This is a genomic window from Pseudomonas graminis (assembly GCF_004364335.1).
Lineage (GTDB): Bacteria > Pseudomonadota > Gammaproteobacteria > Pseudomonadales > Pseudomonadaceae > Aquipseudomonas > Aquipseudomonas graminis_D.
On record NZ_SOCR01000002.1, the window covers coordinates 186,675 to 203,420 of the forward strand.

Here is a 16,746-nt window from a genome sequence, read left to right on the forward strand (position 1 = left end):
TCTGGCAGTGGGGCGATGATGGGTTGCTGTCTTGCCAGGCACAACACGCCGAGTCGGGATGCCGCTTTTTGAGCGCGGCATTCCGGGTCTGCAATGAGAATAACCGGTCACCCAACCGCTACTTTTCCTTCCCGCGCCGCCAGAATGCGCGGCAGATTGTCTTCGATCCAGGATGTCAGCCCGTCCATCTGTAAGGCAACCTCTTCGCCCATCGCCGTCAGCCGGTATTCAACGTGGGGCGGCACCACCGGCAGCGCCTTGCGCTCGACGAACCCATCCTGTTCCAGGCTCTGAAGTGCCTGCGAAAGCATCTTTTCACTCACCCCGCCGATTTTGCGCCGCAGCTCGCTGAACCGGTGCATGCCGTCCAGCAACACCACCAGTACCAGTACGCCCCAGCGGCTGCACACATGGTTGAGGATTTCCCGCGACGGGCAATCCCGAGCCAGCACCTCACCGGTACGGATTCGCTCCAGCAACGAGACGCTGCCTGCAGAGGTAGAAACGCTATCGTTCATCACACTTACCTTTTCGTACGTACTTACGAAAGGTTAGCACGATGACTATGCTGGTCGCTCATTCCACCTCGTTCGGTAATCATCATGATCGTCATCACTGGAGCATCAGGCCAGCTAGGCCGCCTCGTCATCGGTAAATTGCTGGAAACCGTGCCGGCCTCGCAGATCGTAGCGGCCGCCCGTGACCCGGAAAAAGTGGCTGACCTCGCCGCCAGGGGCGTGCAGGTTCGCCAGGCCGACTACTCACAGCCAGACACGCTTGACCGCGCCTTTGCAGGTGCCGAGAAGCTCCTGTTGATTTCTTCCAGTGAAGTGGGTCACCGGCTCGCTCAGCATCAGGCGGTGATCGACGCGGCGAAACGCGCCGGCGTCAAACTGCTGGGCTACACCAGCGTGCTCCACGCGGACACCTCCGCGCTGGGCCTGGCCGAAGAGCACAAGCAAACCGAGGCGGCACTGCTGCAATCCGGCGTTCCGGCGGTGGTGCTGCGCAACGGTTGGTACCACGAAAACTACACGGCGGGTGTGGCCCACGCGGTGGCGAACGGCGCGCATTACGGCAGCGCAGGTGAAGGCCGGATCAGCTCCGCCGCTCGGGCGGACTATGCAGCGGCGGCGGCCGTGGTGCTGACGTCGACGGACGATCAGGCGGGCAAGGTGTACGAACTGGCCGGCGACGAGGCCTACACGCTGAAGGAGTTCGCGGCCGAGATCGCGCGTCAATCCGACAAATCCGTCGTATACACCGACCTTCCAGAAGCCGCTTACAAGGCGGCGCTGCTGCAGGCAGGACTCCCAGAGTTTGTGGCCGAATTGCTCGCCAACTCCGATGCTGCTGCGGCCAAGGGTGCCCTTTTTGATGACAGCCGCCAGTTGAGCCGCCTGATTGGCCGGCCGACCACGCCGCTGTCCACCCGCATCGCTGAAGCACTGTCCCGGTGACATTCGCTGCCGCGCCGCAACGGCACGCGGGCGACCCGCCAGCACGGGCACTGAATGATTTGCGCCGCCCAGGGTCGAAACTCATGACAGCGCACGACGCGCTGGCCAAGGAGTTTCGAATGAACAGCAAATCGCTCATTGCCGGTCTGGCGATTCTGGGTAGCGTTTCCGTTGCGGGCTTTACGGTGCAGGCCGCCAATGCGACGGAGCCGACCATTCAACCTTCCAGAGATAACATGCGGGAGCTCGAAGTAGGCAGCCGTTCGCCGCAGGAATTTCAGCGTCCAGACGCCGCAATCAAGGACTGGAAAGCCAAGGGCCTGGAAGAGCCGGCCAAAATGAGCCAGTGGACGCGCATCCACGACAAATACGTCGAAGTGCAGACCACCAACGGTCAGATCACCAAGATTGTCCCGATCGAAAAATAAATCGGGGCACTGACCCAGCGCGCCGGGTTCACGGGCGCGCGCCAGCTGAAAGAACGTATAAGAACGATCAGAGGAATTCCCATGAACATGAAAAACCTGATGGCCTGCACGGCCATGGTCAGTTGTCTTGGTGGGGCCAGCTTCGCAGCGATGGCGCAGACCCCTGGTACGAAAAGCGTGCAGGCGGAGCACACCAATGTACATTACAAGGTCGGCGATACTACCCATGACCTTTACAAGGACGAGCGCGTCGGCGTGAAGGACTGGCAAGGCAAGGGCCTGACCGCGCCCAAAGAAGGTACGCAATGGGTACTGATCAGCGATAAATATGCGCTGATCAACATGGAAGACGGCAAGGTCCTCGACATCGCGCCGGGCAACCTCAAACCGCTGAAAAAGTAACCACCGCTACGCCTGCCACCGTGCCCGACACTCGTCGGGCACCGCTTTGCCCGCCCTCTATCCAGACGCCCGGCCCTTCTGCTTTTCGCTGACAAGAAAGGTTGCACCCTAACGATCGCGCCCTCTACTCTGCGCCTCTCGTTTGTTCCCCACAGGCCCGGGTTCGATGTCTTCCGTCTTGAATGTCTTGCTGCCGATCTTCGCGCTCATCCTGGTGGGCTACCTCTGTCGCCGCACCAACCGCCTCGGGCCGACCGCCGCGTCTGAAATCAACCGAATGGTGGTCTGGCTGTGCTTGCCGGCGCTGCTGTTCACCGCCACGGCCCATGCCACCTGGGCGCAGATCTGGCACCCCGGCTTTGTACTGACCTTCACCCTGTCGACCCTGGCGATGTTCGTTATTACCCTGCTGCTGCGGCGCCGAAAGGCCGGGCATTTTGCCGATGCCAGCATTGATGCCCTCAGCGCCTCCTACGCTAACACCGGCTATATCGGCATTCCGTTGTGCGTCATGGTGCTGGGGCAGGAAGGCCTGGAGCCGGCGCTCATCGCCTCGTTGCTGGTGGTCTGCGTGGTGTTCGGCATTGCCTTGGTGTGCATCGAAATCGGCCTGCAAAACGAGGCCCGGGTGCACCGCATTGTCCTCAAAGTGCTGCTGGCGCTGGGGAAAAACCCGCTGGTGGTCTCACCGATCCTCGGCGCCTGCTGGGCGTCGACCGGCGTGGCATTGCCGGGCGCGCTGGATAAGTTCCTCAGCCTGCTGGGTGCCGCGACGACGCCCTGTGCGTTGATTTCACTGGGCCTGTTTCTTGCCCAAAAACAGCAAGGTCCGCGTGAGGGCACCGCGCTGCTGGTGCTGATCAAGCTGATTGCCCACCCGCTGCTGACATGGTTTCTGGCGTATAGGGTGTTCCACCTGCCGCCGCTGTGGGCCAACTCTGCCCTGCTGCTAAGCGCCCTGCCCACTGGCACCGGGCCGTTCATGCTGGCCGAATACTACAAACGCGAGGCATCGGTGGTGTCGAGCACGATTCTGATGTCGACACTGGGTTCACTGGTGACGCTTTCGCTGTGCATTTACTACATCAACGGTTGACGGGCTGACGTCGGGCCTAGGCTCGGGAATAAGGTAGGTGCGTCGAAATGAACAAGCTGGATTTGCTGAAAACCTTCGTCAGGGTCGCCGAGCTGTCGAGCTTCACCCTTGCCGGTGACGCCTTGGGCCTGCCGCGCTCGACGGTATCGGAGCATGTGCGCAGCCTCGAAGGGTTGCTCGGCGCGCGACTGCTGTTGCGCACTACGCGCAAAGTGCAGGTAACGCCCGACGGCCAGGCGCTGTATGAGCGCAGCAAGGACCTGCTCAGTCAGATGGACGAGCTGGAAGGCCTGTTCCGCCAGGACAGTTCGGCGCTGAGCGGGCGTCTGCGGGTGGACATGCCCACCGCCATTGCGCGGCGGCTGGTGATGCCCCGGCTGAGTGAATTCCTTGAGCGGCATCCGCTGATCGAGCTTGAAATCAGCAGCACGGACCGGCGCGTCGATCTGGTCCGCGAGGGCTTTGATTGCGTGCTGCGCATCGGCACATTGCCGGACACGCCGCTGGTCGCGCGCACGGTCGGCCTGTTCCGGATGATCAACTGCGTGAGCCAGGGCTACGCCGACCGCTTCGGCATTCCGCAGAATCTGGACGAGTTGCAGCGGCACCGACTCATCAACTACGCACCGGCCTTTGGCACTGCCGATGCGCTGTTCGAGTATTGCCGCGAGGGCAAGGACTTCCATGTGCCGATGCCCTGCAGCGTGACGGTCAACAACATCGAAGCTTATGAGGCGGCGTGTGTCGGCGGGCTGGGGATCATCCAGATTCCGCGCCTGGCCGACGCTTACCAGCAGCAACGCGGCGCGTTGATCGAAATCCTCCCCGAGTACCGGCCGACGGCGATGCCGGTGTCACTGCTTTACGCCCATCGCCGGCACCTGCCCCAGCGCTGCCGGGTGTTTATGGATTGGCTGGAGGGGTTGCTCGCGGAATATGGGGTTGAGCGCAAGGGCTCGCGGGACCGGCTTTAGTCGGGCGGGTAGGACCGGCTTTAGCCGGGAAGGCGTCAGATGCCGTGCCGCAAAATCTATGGTTTGCAAACCGGCCTCTTCCCGGCTAAAGCCGGTCCCACTAAAGCCCCCACCGTCTTCCTGATCACTTCAACGCCGCGACCACCGCATCGAAGAAGGTCATCGGGTCGATGGGCTCTTTGTCCACCGGTTTGGGTTGCGCGCCGAAGGTGACGATGACCACGTTATTGGCCGGGTTGACGTAGATATTCTGACCCTGGATGCCCACCGCCGAATAAGCACCATCTTTCACCGAGGGCGCGGTCCAGGCGGTCCACCACATGTAGCCGTAGTCGAGGGGCTTGCCGCCCTTGAGGGTGGTTGGCAGCGTTGCTTCCCTGACCCAGCCGTCCGGCAGAATCGAGGTGCCGTTGATCTTGCCGTCGTTCATGAAGAACAGCCCGAAGCGCCCGTAATCCCGCAGTGTTGCGCTGATCCCGCTGCCACCGATCTCCACGCCGTCAGGCGAGTCCAGCCACCAGGTCGCGTCGCTTTCCATGCCGAACGGCTGCCAGATCTTTTTCGACAGGTACTCGGCGAGCGGCATCTTCACCGCACCCCGCACAATCTCGCCGAGGACCTGGGTTTCCCCGGTGCTGTAATTGTTTACCGTACCCGGCTCGGCCGCACGCGGCAGGCTCGCCATCAGCGCCATGGCCGAATGGGGCTGCTGGGAAATCTGCGCCTTGAGCAGCGCTCGCCGGTCCGACGCCGGATCGGTGTAGGTTTCGTTCCACTTCACCCCCGACGACATCATCAGCACGTTGCGCACGGTCACCCCGTCGTAGGCGCTGCCTTTGAGGGTCGGCACGTAATCCACCACCTGGGCGTCGAGGCCTTTGATCAAGCCGTCCTTGATCGCTGCGGCAGTCAGTGTCGAGGTAATGGATTTGGCCATCGACATCGACATCCAGCGAGTTTTCTCGGTGTTGCCCCGTTGATAGGTCTCGAAGACGATCTTGCCGTCCTTGATCACCAGCATTGCGGTAATGCTGTCCAGCGCTACGAAGTCATACAGGTCGTACTTTTTGCCCTCGACGGTGAAGCGCACGTTGGGCAGTTGCCGTTCCGACGTCGGCAGCGCATAGGGGTGATCGCCGGCCTTGATGGTGTGGGTGGGAAACAGCCGGCCGATGTTGCGATAGGTGCTGACAGCAAGGTCCGGGAGCATGGCGCCGTCATAGATCTGCTCGACCGTGCCGATGGGTTCCCGGGCGTGGGGGTAATCGTCTGCCCATGCGCTGGAAACCAGCGTGGCGGCCAGCAGGCCGAAGGACAGGGTCAGCGGCCGGTTGAAGGCGGCGGGACCGGACAAGACGGGTGAGTGCATGAGGTATCCTTTTTTGTCGTCGGTGACGGACGTCGGCCGATTTCCGGCAGGCCTTTTGGTTAAATCGCCGGCTGAAGCCGGTCCCACTGAAACAACGCGCGCGCTTGAACCATAGCCCACCCGCCGGCGTTGCACCGGGGGATCAGTTCAGTGGCTTCATACCCTGACGTCTGTGATGACGTACGTGACCGAAGCGAGGGCGAAAAAAAACCACCGCGCCAAGGCGGTGGTTTTTGGACGTGCAGGACGCGTCGGGTCAGACCTTGACGATCCAGCCCGCCGGGCCATCGATGTCGCCGGACTGAATGCCGGTCAGCTCTTTGTACAAGCGCTGGGTCACGGGACCGACGTCGGTTTCGCTATGGAACACGTGGAGTTTGTCTTTGTAGCTGATGCCGCCGATCGGGGTGATCACCGCAGCCGTACCACACGCGCCGGCCTCTTTGAACAGGTCGAGCTTGTCGATGAACACTTCGCCTTCGGTGACCTTCAGGCCCAGACGGCTTTGCGCCAGTTCGATCAACGACAGGCGGGTGATGCCCGGCAGCACGGACGGCGATTTCGGCGTGATGAACTGGTCGTCGTGGGTAATCCCGAAGAAGTTGGCCGAGCCGACTTCTTCGATCTTGGTGTGGGTCAGCGGGTCGAGGTAGATGGCGTCGGCGAAATTGGCTTTCTTGGCCTCGGCGCCCGGCATCATGCTGGCCGCGTAGTTGCCACCGACTTTAGCAGCGCCGGTGCCTTGTGGCGCGGCGCGGTCGTAGCTGGAGATCACGAAGTTGTGGGGTTTCATGCCGCCCTTGAAGTACGGGCCAACCGGGATGCAGAACACCGAAAAGATGAACTCGGGCGCAGCGCGCACGCCGATGTTGTCGCCGACGCCGATCACGAACGGGCGCAGGTACAACGCGCCGCCGGTACCGTACGGCGGGATGAAACGCTCGTTGGCGCGGACCACTTGCTTGCACGCTTCGATGAACTGCTCGGTCGGCACGTGGGGCATCAGCAGGCGGCTGCAACTGCGCTGCATGCGCGCAGCGTTCTGATCGGGACGGAACAGGTTGATCGAGCCGTCTTTGGCGCGATAGGCCTTAAGGCCTTCGAAGCATTGCTGGCCGTAATGCAGCGCGGTCGAGCCTTCGCTGATGTGCAGCACGTTGTCTTCGGTCAGGGTGCCTTGGTCCCACTCGCCATCGCGCCAGTGAGCCAGGTAGCGTTTGTCGGTCTTGATGTAGTCGAAGCCGAGCTTGTCCCAGTTAATGCTTTCGTTACCCATGACACCCTCTATGTCCAGGCCAGCGCGGCCGGGAGTGTCCGGCGTCTGGCGTTTCATCGATAAGGCCCGGTACAGGACGCGACCCGTTCCGGTGTGTCGCCATATTACTGATTTTTCTCCCGGCAAACCGCCTTGGCGGCAGATGAGCTGAAAAAGATCCACTGCGGCCCGACGCGAGCCTTCTGGTTTGTGCCGTCTGTAGCAAAAGCATTATTGGACGTGGGCAGATTCGCCAATGTTGCCTATGGTGTGTACATCGTCTGAAACAGGAGCAGCACCCATGGGTATCGATCAGTTATTTGCCGATTTGAGCAGTCTTCCCAGCATTCCCAAGGTGGCGCAGGACCTGATCAAGCAGTTCGACAGCCCGTCGTCGGACCTGGGCAGCATTGCCGGCAACATCGAAAAGGACCCGGTGATCGCGGCGAAGATCCTGCGGCTGGCCAACTCCGCGCGTTTTCGCGGGGCTCGGGAGTCGTCGAGCATTGAGGATGCGGCCATGCGTCTGGGCTTTAACACGCTGCGCACGCTCGTGCTGGCGTCGGCGGTGACCGGCGCGTTCAAGGCAGGGCCGAGTTTTGATTTGAAGGGCTTCTGGCTGAAGAGCTTTCAGGTGGCGGGGATCTGCCGTCTGCTGGCGAAACAGTCCGGTGCGGATGCGGAAATCGCCTTCACCTGCGGGGTCATGCACGACATCGGCGAACTGCTGATCCAGACCGGCGCGCCCGCTGTTGCCGAGCGTATCAACAGCGTAACCAAGACCGGGACGACCGGGCGTGCGGCGATTGAAACGTTGCAGCTGGGCTTTGGGTACCCGGAAGTCGGCGCGGAACTGGCCCGACGCTGGGGATTGCCCGAGGTTATCCAGAACGCCATCGCCTACCAGGCGCGGCCCATGCAGGCGCCCGGGGACGCGACCCAGCCCCGCATCGTTGCCCAGGCATTGACGATCTCGGCCGCCCTGGAAAATCACGGCGGAGCCACCGCGCAGGCGAAGCAGGAAGTGGATGGCCCGTTGTTGGAGGGTGTTGATCTGGAGGCGGTGTTCGCGGCGCTGCCGAAGGTGCTTGAGGATGACAAGGCGTTTGCGGAGTTGTTGAGTTAGAAGGCAACCGAGTCGCCCCGGACGCTGAGACAGCGGGAATCTCCGCTGATCCACCTATCCGTAGGAGCCGGCTTGCTGGCGAAAGCGTCCGTTCAGGCACTGCAAGGGTGACTGGAAAACCGGGTTCGCCAGTAAGCCGGCTCCTACAGGGTCATGGCGTCAGATGTCTCGCTGCAAAATGTATGGGGCTCACACCGGCCCCTTCCCGGCTGAAGCCGGTCCTACTAATGGATCGCCTGTACCCAGAGAAAATGAAGGTGACCTCGACTGTGGGACCGGCTTTAGCCGGGAATGCGTCAGGCGTCACGCTGCAAAATCGAGGGTGGTCACCGGGGCCTCTTCCCGCGTGAAGCCGGGCCTACTAGTATCAGGGCACAGCGGCTACTGAGGACCTGTGCATGCCGGATGTTCCTGACACCCACGTTGACACCCTGCTGGAATGGATGCACGACCGCTCCTTCGTCGTGCTGACCGGCGCCGGGATCAGCACCTCTTCCGGGATCCCGGATTACCGCGACAGCGAGGGCGTGCGGCGCGGTCGGCAGCCGATGATGTTTCAGGAATTCCTCAATGCCCCTGAAGCCCGGCGCCGCTACTGGGCCCGGGCGATGCTCGGCTGGCCGCGGGTTCGCGTCGCGCAACCCAACGCGGCCCACGAAGCGATTGCGCGCTTGCAGCAGCATGACCTCATCAGCGGCGTCATTACCCAGAATGTCGACACCTTGCACGACCAGGCCGGCAGTCATGACGTGGTGGAATTGCACGGCAGTCTGCATTGGGTGCTGTGCCTGGACTGCCGCCAGCGCACCGAGCGCGACATCATTCAGCTGACCCTGATCGAGCAGAACCCGTATCTGGCGGGCGTCGATGCGGTGCAAGCGCCCGATGGCGATACCCTGCTCGACCCGGCCTTCGAAGAGCGCTTCCAGGTGCCCCACTGCCCCCACTGCGGTGGCGAGCGAATGAAACCGGACGTTGTGTTTTTTGGCGAGAACGTCGCGCCACCCACGGCGGCCAAGGCCATGCAGCGGGTGGAAGACGCTCAGGGACTGTTGGTGGTGGGCTCGTCGCTGATGGCGTTCTCGGCGTTTCGCCTGTGCCGCGCCATCAGCGATCAGGGCAAACCGCTGATCGCGATTAACCTCGGCAAAACACGCGCGGATGAACTGTTGAATCTCAAGATCGAAGCGTCGTGCGAGGTGCTGTTGCCGGCCTTGGCGAAACGGTTGTTGGAGGCGTAGGCATTCAACTCCTCTTCGCGGGCAAGCGCGCTCCTGCAGAAACCCTATCGGCGAATAGCCCGCATTCAGCCAGTCACCTCTCGACGCTGCGAATCGCCGGCAACGCCGCCAATGCTCTGTCCCACACCTGCCGCGTCCTGACCCACGCCACCTCCTGCCAGTCCGGGTCCGCCGGATAGAACTGCTCCAGCAGCCTCTGCTTGATGCGGCGACCCGTCTCGTCCAGCGGATCGCCGTGCAGGTGCAGCCAGTGATCATCCCGCAAATGCCCATGCACTTCTGCGCCCGGGTACGTGCCGCATTCAATGACAAACGGCATCAGGTGCACACCCGGCAACGCGTCGAGAAGCATCTGCGAGGTGTAGCCGGTGGACGTCGCCGCCACACCGGTTTCGCTGACCCGATTGGCGCCGGTGATCAGCGTGAACAGCCACGGCCCGAACAACGCTTTCGCGTCTTCCAGCGCCGGGTAGGCTGACTCCACAATGCTCATCAGCATCGGATGACCGTAATCCCCGGCGCCGGTGTGCAGGTCGAAACAGCTCACCACCTCGGCGTCCCCCAAGTAATGCCCGACGATGCTGCGCAGCGTGCGATTGGACCAGCTCGGCTCACTGCCGCCGAAAAACAGGCCATCGGGGAAAGCGTATTGCCCCGCCTCCACCACCGACATCAACCCTGACCAACCCCGCGCGTCGATCGCGGCCTGAAACGACGCATCAGCCTGATCGCGCTTTGGCCCGCGCAACTGCTCGCAGGCATAAATGCTGTGGACGTCGGCATAGGCACGGTTGTCCGGCAGCGGCCGGCTGAAGTCCAGGTAGTTGCGGTTCTGATCGAGGTTGTCCTCATTGACCCGGCGCATCCACGCCGTGCCCCAGGGGTTGATCAGGTGAATCATCAGGATCGCCACACCCTCAGGCAGCGAGCGTGGGTCAAACCCCTCGAGCCAGCGACTCTGGCAATCGGAACCGTAATAACCCTCCACGCCATGGGTGCCGCTCAGCGCCATCAACACTCGCCGTGCCTGCGGATCGCCGAGCCAGGCGACGTCCGTGGCCAGCGTCTCGCCAAAAGGCCCCGGCAGCGGGTGGACATACTCGCTCAATTGCGCGCCAGCGGCGGTCGCCGCCGCCATGAAGCGCTCGCGAAGCTGGCGATAACCTGGACGATCAGGAAAGAATTGGCTCATTGATGCGCTCCAAAGGGGGTAACACCGCACGTACAGCCGCCTACCAGACAGCCCGAACGCCGCGCAAAAAGGACACTGCGTCAAAAATGTTACAACCGGACACGTTTTGGCACACTTCTTTCTAGTGTTTCTCTTGTGGAACGTCAGTACCACGAAACGCTTCGCGTCCAGCCCTGGCTGACGTGAGTCTACGCTGCCAAACGGTGCGCACCACGCACCCGTGTGCAGGAACCGGACACTACCCCGTCCGAAACAGTGCAGGACGCCGACCAGAAGTCTGGCGTCCGTCGATAAGGAATTCGATTCGTGCCACCCATGCGCCCTTCACATCCGATCCGCCCACGCCGCGCCTTGCCTTTTCCGCTGCACGCATCCGTCAGCGAGCCTGCCATCCGCCCCATCTCCCTTCAGCGCTCCGGCTGAAACGCAGCGCCAGCTCGTCGCAGTGCCCGACATTTATTTTGATGTACATGGCTGTCGCTTTTATAGCGATCCGGTGGCCACTTTTTATTGTTCCTGTTCGGCACAGGTGCGCCTGCCCAATAACATTCTTAATAAACAGCGGGATCGCGCGGTGTTGATCCACACACACTAAAAATCGTCACTGATCATTTTTAGTAAGTGCGCCCCAACGATAACGACTCTTCACGCTCTGACCGACAAGTCACACTTTCAGGACATACCACAATGATCACTTGAACACTCACGCACCAACTTGCACCCACTTAATCACGTTTGGTGCAGCGCACTTCTGATTGAATCGGAACAGGTCACCGTGCCAACACGCGGTGAACCTGACTGGATAGGTTCGCCCCCTGGTTCAGCAACTTACCCTGCCTCCCTAGAGCGAACAGACCCAGACCTGAGCAAATTCGCTAAAAAGTTACAGGAATGCGACATCGGCACACCCCTGCCCAAAAACAGCGGGATAGAGCCTTACGCTGGCATAGCGGTTGCAATAGCGATGATCGTTACGTAGTCATTCTGAAATAAAGACGTACTTCTTCGTACTCAACAAGAAATCAGGGACCTGCAATGTCGTCTCCATAACCCAGGCTGCAACGGCAGTTATAAGAGTGGTTCTTCAACGACCTGCTCCCCCGGCCTCGTGCTTTGCGAAAGCACGGACGTCAACTTCAAACAGGGTGACTTGTTTGAACGGACCCTTATTGCCCTTCAACCACCCGAGGGAGCTTTAATGAATGACGCGGTAAAAGCGAAAGCCATACCTGACCCGGCTCCGGACGCACTGTCCATGGCCTGGCCACGTATTCCTTTCAAGGAAAATACGTCGCGCCCTGGTGAACTAAGCCGCACGCACGTGTTGATATTGATTGCCGCCTCGGTCCTTATTCACGGCGGCATCTGGTGGTATATGCAGACCGCCAAAGCCGACGTCCCGGAAGTTGCGCCGCAAGTGCCCGAGATGACCGTGGAACTGACCAGCCCGACGCCGCCAACTCCGGAGCCGCCACCCCCGCCGCCCCCGCCCGAGCCGCCGCCACCTCCACCGCCGCCTGAACCGGAGCAACCGGTCGAGGACCCCGACGCCGCCAAGCCGCCGCCCAAACCGGTGGAAAAGCCTGTCGAGAAGCCGAAGGTCGAGAAGCCCAAGCCGGTCAAGAAACCCGAACCGGTGAAAAAGCCGACACCGCCCGCGCCGGCTGCACCCGCTGCGCCGAGTCCGCCTGTGCCCGCCGCACCATCGCCCTCGCCCGCCCCACCGGCCCCGTCTGCTGCACCGGCGGCACCGGTCAAGGAATCGGCGGCGATTTCCGGGCTCGCCAGCCTGGGCAACCCGCCACCGGAATACCCCGGCGCGGCGCTGCGCAAGGGCATGGAAGGCCGCGTGATCCTGCGCATCAAGGTGCTGCCCAACGGCCGCGCCGGCACGGTCGAGGTGACCAAATCCAGTGGCAAGCAGGTGCTGGACGATGCGGCGGTGGAGACGGTGCGCAACTGGAAGTTTATTCCGGCCAAGCGCGGCGACACGCCGATCGAAGGCTTCGCGACGCAAACCATCGACTTCAAGCTGCCCGAATGAACCCGGTCAGCCCATCAACAACAACTCTTTATATAGCGGGTGAGGTGTAACCATGAACGAATCGATCTCTTCGATGATTGTCCCCGGCGTACTCTGGGCGCTGGTGGTGTTTTCAGTGCTGAGCTGGGGACTGTTGCTGATCAAATCCGCACAGTACTTACGCTTAAAGACCCAGAACAAACAGTTCACCAAAGCCTTCTGGGCGGCGCCGGATCTGCTCACCGCCGCCGAGCATTCCAGCCAATACCCGGGCTCACTGGCACGCATCGCCAACAGCGGTTTCGAAGCGATGGCGGTGGACGATACGCCGCGTAACACCCAGCAGCTCGCCCACACCATCAACCGCTCCGACCGCCTGGAGCGGAACCTGCGGCAGCAGATCCAGAAAGAACGCCGTGCACTGGAAGCCGGTCAGGCCATCCTCGCCAGTATTGGCAGCACGGCGCCGTTCATCGGCCTGTTCGGTACCGTCTGGGGAATCATGGAAGCGCTGCAAAGCATCGGCGCCAGCGGTTCGGCCAGCCTGGAAACCGTGGCCGGCCCCATCGGTCACGCCCTGATTGCCACCGGTGTCGGCATCGCCGTCGCGGTCCCGGCGGTGCTGATCTACAACTTCTTCCTGCGCCGCCTCAAGCTCGCCGTCGCTGACATGGATGATTTCGCCCATGACTTCGACGCCCTCGCCCAGCGCAGCGCCTTCGCCATCAACCGTCAGGCCATCGCCAGCAAGCACAGCCAGGCTGTGCGGGAGGCGAGCTGATGTCGTTCTCCACCCAAGACAGCGATGAAGTGCTCAGCGAAATGAACGTCACGCCGCTGGTGGACGTGATGCTCGTGCTGCTGGTGGTGTTCATCGTCACCGCGCCGCTGATGACCAACGCGATCAAGGTCAACCTGCCGAAGACCGACGCCGTCGCTCCCGCTGACAAAAAAGACCCGGTGGTCGTCAGCGTCGACCAGGACGGCAAGTTCTACCTGGCCAAATCCGAAGTCGCGCCGGAATCTCTCGAGCTCAGCCTCAAGGACGTCAAGGCCAAGGACCCGGAGGTGCGCGTGCAATTGCAGGCCGACACCAACGTCAACTACGGCCAGGTGGCCAAGGCGATGGCGTCGATCGAGCGCTCCGGCATCACCAAAATTTCAGTGATGACATCCAAATGACCGGCCCATGACCCGCACCTGATCTGCACCTGAAGCAGGCGCCGCACCCGCTGCGGCCCTGCACACCCTACTCCCGATTCAACGCCGTCCGGGGTTTTGCCCCGGAGGGGAGCGGCTTGCTTGAAATAAGGAAATTCCCGACCGCCATCACCGCGTCGGAGCAACGAGGGCTCACAAGGCCATTTCAATAACATCTGGAATAAGTCGGAAACTACCATGCTGATGAGCTTTCCCGGTTTTACCCTCAAGCCCCTTGTTGTTGCCGTACAACGCCACCCCCGTGCGCTGATCTGCGCACTGGCGGTCGGCATGAGCCCGGCCTATGGCGCCGACAGCACGGACAGCGCCGCCGATGCCGCGACCGGCAGTGAGGCCGCTGTCCCCGCCGCGGCGGTGGCGGCTGCGCCGGCGACCACTCAGCTCAAACGGGTGGAAGTGACCGGTTCGGCCGTGCGCCGGGCTGACGCCGAAACCGCCGTGCCGGTGACCATCCTGCGCGCCGACGAGCTGAAGAAACAGGGTGTGACGACCACCGAGCAGATGGTTCAGCGCATCACCGGCAGCCAGTCGATGATGAACAGCGCAGGCTCGGTCGGCGCCTCCACCGGTGGCGCGTCCTATGCCGACATGCGCGGGATCGGCGCCAACAAAACCCTGATCCTGCTCAACGGCCGTCGTCTGGCCAATAACGCCTTGTCCGGCGTCGGCACGCCCAACGGCAGCGCCATCGACCTGAACATGATTCCGTTCGCCGCCATCGACCGCATCGAAGTGCTGCGCGACGGTGCCTCGGCGCTGTACGGCACCGACGCCATCGGCGGCGTGATCAACTTCATCACCAAGAAATCCCTGACCGACGGCACCCTGAGCCTCGGCGGCGACACCCCGACCGCCAGCGGTGGCGGCGCCAGCAAAGACGTCAGCGCCAGCTGGGGTTTCGGCGATCTGGACGAAGACCGCTTCAACGTCATGGGCGTGTTCAACTACAACAAGCAGCAGAACCTCGACGCCAACGACCGCTCCTTCGACAAGGATTACGTCCCGGGCCGCGGCCTCAACCAGACCTCGGGCACCGCTTATCCTGGCAACTACTATCAGGGCAACAACAGCACCAACCCCCTCGCGCCCAACTGCGCCGGACCGGGTCTGGTGAGCGTGAACGGGCTGTGCCGGTTCAGCACCCGCGATTACATCGACCTGGTGCCGCAGACCGAGAAGACCTCGTTTTTCGGTCGCGCCACCGGCAAGCTGGCGGAAGACCATAACGTCAGCCTCGAATACTTCTTTGCCCGCAACAACAACGCCACCAGCATCGGCCCGGCGCCGTTGACCGGCCTGAGCATCGACCCGTCTTCCCCGTATTACCCCGGCAATGGCATTACCCCAGGCCCGAACAACTTCGCCCTCGACCCGACTCAGCCGGTGGACACCGCCTGGCGTGAGACGGCCGCCGGCCCCCGTGGCAGCAAGGACCAGAACACCAACCAGCGCCTGCTGCTGACCTTCGACGGCACCGTCGGCGGCTGGGATTACAACCTCGGCGCCAACTACAACCAGAGCAAGGTCGTTTCCAGCGTGACCTCGGGTTACGCCAGTGACGCCGCCCTCAAGGCGGGCCTGGCCAGCGGACTGCTCAACCCGTTCGGCGCGCAATCGGCAGCGGGTCAGCAGTACATCGACGACGCCGCGTACCACGGCGAATACTCCACCGCCGTCGGTCGCGTCTACGGGGTGGACGGACGTATCAGCCGCGAGATCGGCAACTGGTTCGGTGCCGGTGAATCCGGCCTTGCACTGGGCGGCGAATACCGCAAGGAAAAACTGCACCAGAACTACGAGGACTTCGTCGACGACATCGACAGCCTGGGCCTCGATTCGGCCGGCTCGGTGTCCGGCGATCGCAGCGTCAAGGCCGAATACGCCGAGCTGAACGTCCCCGTGATCGACAGCCTGGAACTGACCGCTGCCGTGCGTCACGACAAATACAGCGACTTCGGCAGCACCACCAACCCGAAATACTCGTTCCGCTTCCAGCCGTTCAAAGAGCTGGTCATGCGCGGCGCGTACAGCGAAGGCTTCCGTGCGCCGTCGCTGTACGAGCTGTATGCCCCGCAAAGCCTGGCCTACAGCCAGGGTTACTACGATGACCCGACGCTGTGCGCGGGCGGTACCGTGCAACCGGGCGGTCAGGCCGGTCGCGACTGTAATCAGCAGTTCCTCAATCGCAGCGGTGGCAACGCGAATCTGTCCCCGGAGAAAGCCCGCAACGTCACCCTGGGCTTCGTTTATCAGCCGATGAACAACCTTTCCATGGGCCTGGATTTCTGGTGGATTCACATCTCCAACCAGATCCAGTCGTTTCCTGAATCCACCGTGTTCGATCAGGCCGACCTGTACGGCGACCGTATCATCCGCAACGCCGACGGCTCCATCGCCAACATCGTCACCGGCAACTCCAACCTGGGCATCGTCAAGACCAACGGTGTCGACGTGACCCTGGACTACCGCTTCCCGAACACGCCGTATGGCCAGTTCGGTCTGGGGCTGACCGGGACCTACGTCAATCGCTACGACTTCCAGAACATCATCGACGGTCCGTACACCGACAAGGTCGGCGACTTCCAGGGTGATGGCGTGATTGCGCGCTGGAAACACGTGTTGATCGGCAGCTGGACCCTGGGCGACAGCCGTGCGTCGCTGACCAACCGCTTCACCAGCGGCTACAACGACTACGACCGCAGCACCAACGGCACCGTACCGTCGTACTCGCTGTGGGACCTGTCCGTGGGCCACACCTTCGAGAAGGTGCTGGACGTCGATGCCGGCGTGCGCAACCTGTTCGACCGCGACCCGCCGTTCACCAACCAGGCCTACAACTTCCAGTCCGGCTATGACCCTCGTTACGCCGATCCACTGGGCCGCACGCTGTTCGCGCGGGCGACGTATCACTTCTAAGCGCTGATGCCTGACGCGCTGCTGCTTCGGCGCGTCGGGCTGC

15 protein-coding genes are annotated in these 16,746 nt (G+C 62.2%); 11 read left to right on the forward strand and 4 right to left on the reverse strand.

Annotated features, from left to right (window positions below; genetic code table 11):
- Positions 1-107: 107 nt before the first annotated feature.
- Positions 108-518, reverse strand: a complete 411-nt coding sequence (locus EC919_RS03365; RefSeq protein ID WP_133771195.1) for a winged helix-turn-helix transcriptional regulator — start codon at positions 516-518, stop codon at positions 108-110.
- An 84-nt stretch (positions 519-602) separates the two neighbouring features.
- Between EC919_RS03365 and EC919_RS03370 the strand changes: the two genes are divergently transcribed.
- From EC919_RS03370 to EC919_RS03390, 5 genes are all read left to right on the forward strand, one after another.
- Positions 603-1,460, forward strand: a complete 858-nt coding sequence (locus tag EC919_RS03370; protein ID WP_133771197.1) for an SDR family oxidoreductase — start codon at positions 603-605, stop codon at positions 1,458-1,460.
- A gap of 119 nt (positions 1,461-1,579) precedes the next feature.
- A complete protein-coding gene (locus EC919_RS03375) occupies positions 1,580-1,888 on the forward strand; it encodes an RcnB family protein (RefSeq protein ID WP_133771199.1) in 309 nt (102 codons plus the stop codon).
- An 81-nt stretch (positions 1,889-1,969) separates the two neighbouring features.
- On the forward strand, positions 1,970-2,290 hold the full coding sequence (locus EC919_RS03380) for an RcnB family protein (RefSeq protein ID WP_133771202.1): 321 nt from the start codon (positions 1,970-1,972) through the stop codon (positions 2,288-2,290).
- 166 nt (positions 2,291-2,456) lie between these two features.
- Positions 2,457-3,386 carry an AEC family transporter gene (locus tag EC919_RS03385; protein ID WP_133771204.1) on the forward strand — a complete coding sequence of 310 codons (930 nt, stop codon included), beginning with the start codon at positions 2,457-2,459 and terminating at the stop codon, positions 3,384-3,386.
- Between the two features lie 47 nt (positions 3,387-3,433).
- On the forward strand, positions 3,434-4,360 hold the full coding sequence (locus EC919_RS03390) for a LysR family transcriptional regulator (protein WP_133771206.1): 927 nt from the start codon (positions 3,434-3,436) through the stop codon (positions 4,358-4,360).
- A 124-nt stretch (positions 4,361-4,484) separates the two neighbouring features.
- Here EC919_RS03390 and EC919_RS03395 read toward each other — a convergent pair whose 3' ends face one another.
- Positions 4,485-5,729: a serine hydrolase domain-containing protein gene (locus EC919_RS03395; RefSeq protein ID WP_133771208.1), complete on the reverse strand. Its 1,245-nt coding sequence runs from the start codon at positions 5,727-5,729 to the stop codon at positions 4,485-4,487.
- Positions 5,730-5,985: 256 nt separating this feature from the next.
- A complete protein-coding gene (locus EC919_RS03400; RefSeq protein WP_133771783.1) occupies positions 5,986-7,005 on the reverse strand; it encodes a branched-chain amino acid aminotransferase in 1,020 nt (339 codons plus the stop codon).
- Between the two features lie 280 nt (positions 7,006-7,285).
- Between EC919_RS03400 and EC919_RS03405 the strand changes: the two genes are divergently transcribed.
- Together EC919_RS03405 and EC919_RS03410 are read left to right on the forward strand one after the other, a co-directional pair.
- Positions 7,286-8,110, forward strand: coding sequence for an HDOD domain-containing protein (locus EC919_RS03405; protein WP_407073219.1), 825 nt, complete (start codon positions 7,286-7,288; stop codon positions 8,108-8,110).
- Positions 8,111-8,508: 398 nt separating this feature from the next.
- Positions 8,509-9,351, forward strand: a complete 843-nt coding sequence (locus EC919_RS03410) for an NAD-dependent protein deacetylase (protein ID WP_133771213.1) — start codon at positions 8,509-8,511, stop codon at positions 9,349-9,351.
- Between the two features lie 73 nt (positions 9,352-9,424).
- Here the strand turns inward: EC919_RS03410 and EC919_RS03415 are convergent, their stop codons facing one another.
- The gene (locus tag EC919_RS03415) at positions 9,425-10,543 is read right to left on the reverse strand and encodes a DUF2817 domain-containing protein (protein ID WP_133771215.1); all 1,119 of its coding nucleotides are present in this window, start codon (positions 10,541-10,543) and stop codon (positions 9,425-9,427) included.
- Positions 10,544-11,741: 1,198 nt separating this feature from the next.
- Between EC919_RS03415 and EC919_RS03420 the strand changes: the two genes are divergently transcribed.
- The 4 genes from EC919_RS03420 (at position 11,742) to EC919_RS03435 (ending at position 16,703) form a co-directional block, all read left to right on the forward strand.
- The gene (locus tag EC919_RS03420) at positions 11,742-12,587 is read left to right on the forward strand and encodes an energy transducer TonB (RefSeq protein ID WP_133771217.1); all 846 of its coding nucleotides are present in this window, start codon (positions 11,742-11,744) and stop codon (positions 12,585-12,587) included.
- 52 nt (positions 12,588-12,639) lie between these two features.
- Positions 12,640-13,347, forward strand: a complete 708-nt coding sequence (locus EC919_RS03425; protein ID WP_133771218.1) for a MotA/TolQ/ExbB proton channel family protein — start codon at positions 12,640-12,642, stop codon at positions 13,345-13,347.
- On the forward strand, positions 13,347-13,748 hold the full coding sequence (locus tag EC919_RS03430) for an ExbD/TolR family protein (RefSeq protein WP_133771220.1): 402 nt from the start codon (positions 13,347-13,349) through the stop codon (positions 13,746-13,748). The genes EC919_RS03425 and EC919_RS03430 overlap by 1 nt, the downstream gene beginning before the upstream one ends.
- A gap of 216 nt (positions 13,749-13,964) precedes the next feature.
- Positions 13,965-16,703, forward strand: coding sequence for a TonB-dependent receptor (locus EC919_RS03435; protein WP_166650480.1), 2,739 nt, complete (start codon positions 13,965-13,967; stop codon positions 16,701-16,703).
- The last annotated feature ends 43 nt before the right edge of the window (positions 16,704-16,746 follow it).

What these genes read in the sequence shown, in the direction of transcription:
- EC919_RS03395 (WP_133771208.1), bottom strand. Translation starts at nt 5,729, where the DNA reads ATGCACTCACCCGTCTTGTCCGGTCCCGCCGCCTTCAACCGGCCGCTG.
- EC919_RS03390 (WP_133771206.1), top strand. Translation starts at nt 3,434, where the DNA reads ATGAACAAGCTGGATTTGCTGAAAACCTTCGTCAGGGTCGCCGAGCTG.
- EC919_RS03415 (WP_133771215.1), bottom strand. Translation starts at nt 10,543, where the DNA reads ATGAGCCAATTCTTTCCTGATCGTCCAGGTTATCGCCAGCTTCGCGAG.
- EC919_RS03430 (WP_133771220.1), top strand. Translation starts at nt 13,347, where the DNA reads ATGTCGTTCTCCACCCAAGACAGCGATGAAGTGCTCAGCGAAATGAAC.
- EC919_RS03375 (WP_133771199.1), top strand. Translation starts at nt 1,580, where the DNA reads ATGAACAGCAAATCGCTCATTGCCGGTCTGGCGATTCTGGGTAGCGTT.
- EC919_RS03380 (WP_133771202.1), top strand. Translation starts at nt 1,970, where the DNA reads ATGAACATGAAAAACCTGATGGCCTGCACGGCCATGGTCAGTTGTCTT.
- EC919_RS03425 (WP_133771218.1), top strand. Translation starts at nt 12,640, where the DNA reads ATGAACGAATCGATCTCTTCGATGATTGTCCCCGGCGTACTCTGGGCG.
- EC919_RS03420 (WP_133771217.1), top strand. Translation starts at nt 11,742, where the DNA reads ATGAATGACGCGGTAAAAGCGAAAGCCATACCTGACCCGGCTCCGGAC.
- EC919_RS03370 (WP_133771197.1), top strand. Translation starts at nt 603, where the DNA reads ATGATCGTCATCACTGGAGCATCAGGCCAGCTAGGCCGCCTCGTCATC.
- EC919_RS03405 (WP_407073219.1), top strand. Translation starts at nt 7,286, where the DNA reads ATGGGTATCGATCAGTTATTTGCCGATTTGAGCAGTCTTCCCAGCATT.
- EC919_RS03400 (WP_133771783.1), bottom strand. Translation starts at nt 7,005, where the DNA reads ATGGGTAACGAAAGCATTAACTGGGACAAGCTCGGCTTCGACTACATC.
- EC919_RS03410 (WP_133771213.1), top strand. Translation starts at nt 8,509, where the DNA reads ATGCCGGATGTTCCTGACACCCACGTTGACACCCTGCTGGAATGGATG.
- EC919_RS03435 (WP_166650480.1), top strand. Translation starts at nt 13,965, where the DNA reads ATGCTGATGAGCTTTCCCGGTTTTACCCTCAAGCCCCTTGTTGTTGCC.
- EC919_RS03365 (WP_133771195.1), bottom strand. Translation starts at nt 518, where the DNA reads ATGAACGATAGCGTTTCTACCTCTGCAGGCAGCGTCTCGTTGCTGGAG.
- EC919_RS03385 (WP_133771204.1), top strand. Translation starts at nt 2,457, where the DNA reads ATGTCTTCCGTCTTGAATGTCTTGCTGCCGATCTTCGCGCTCATCCTG.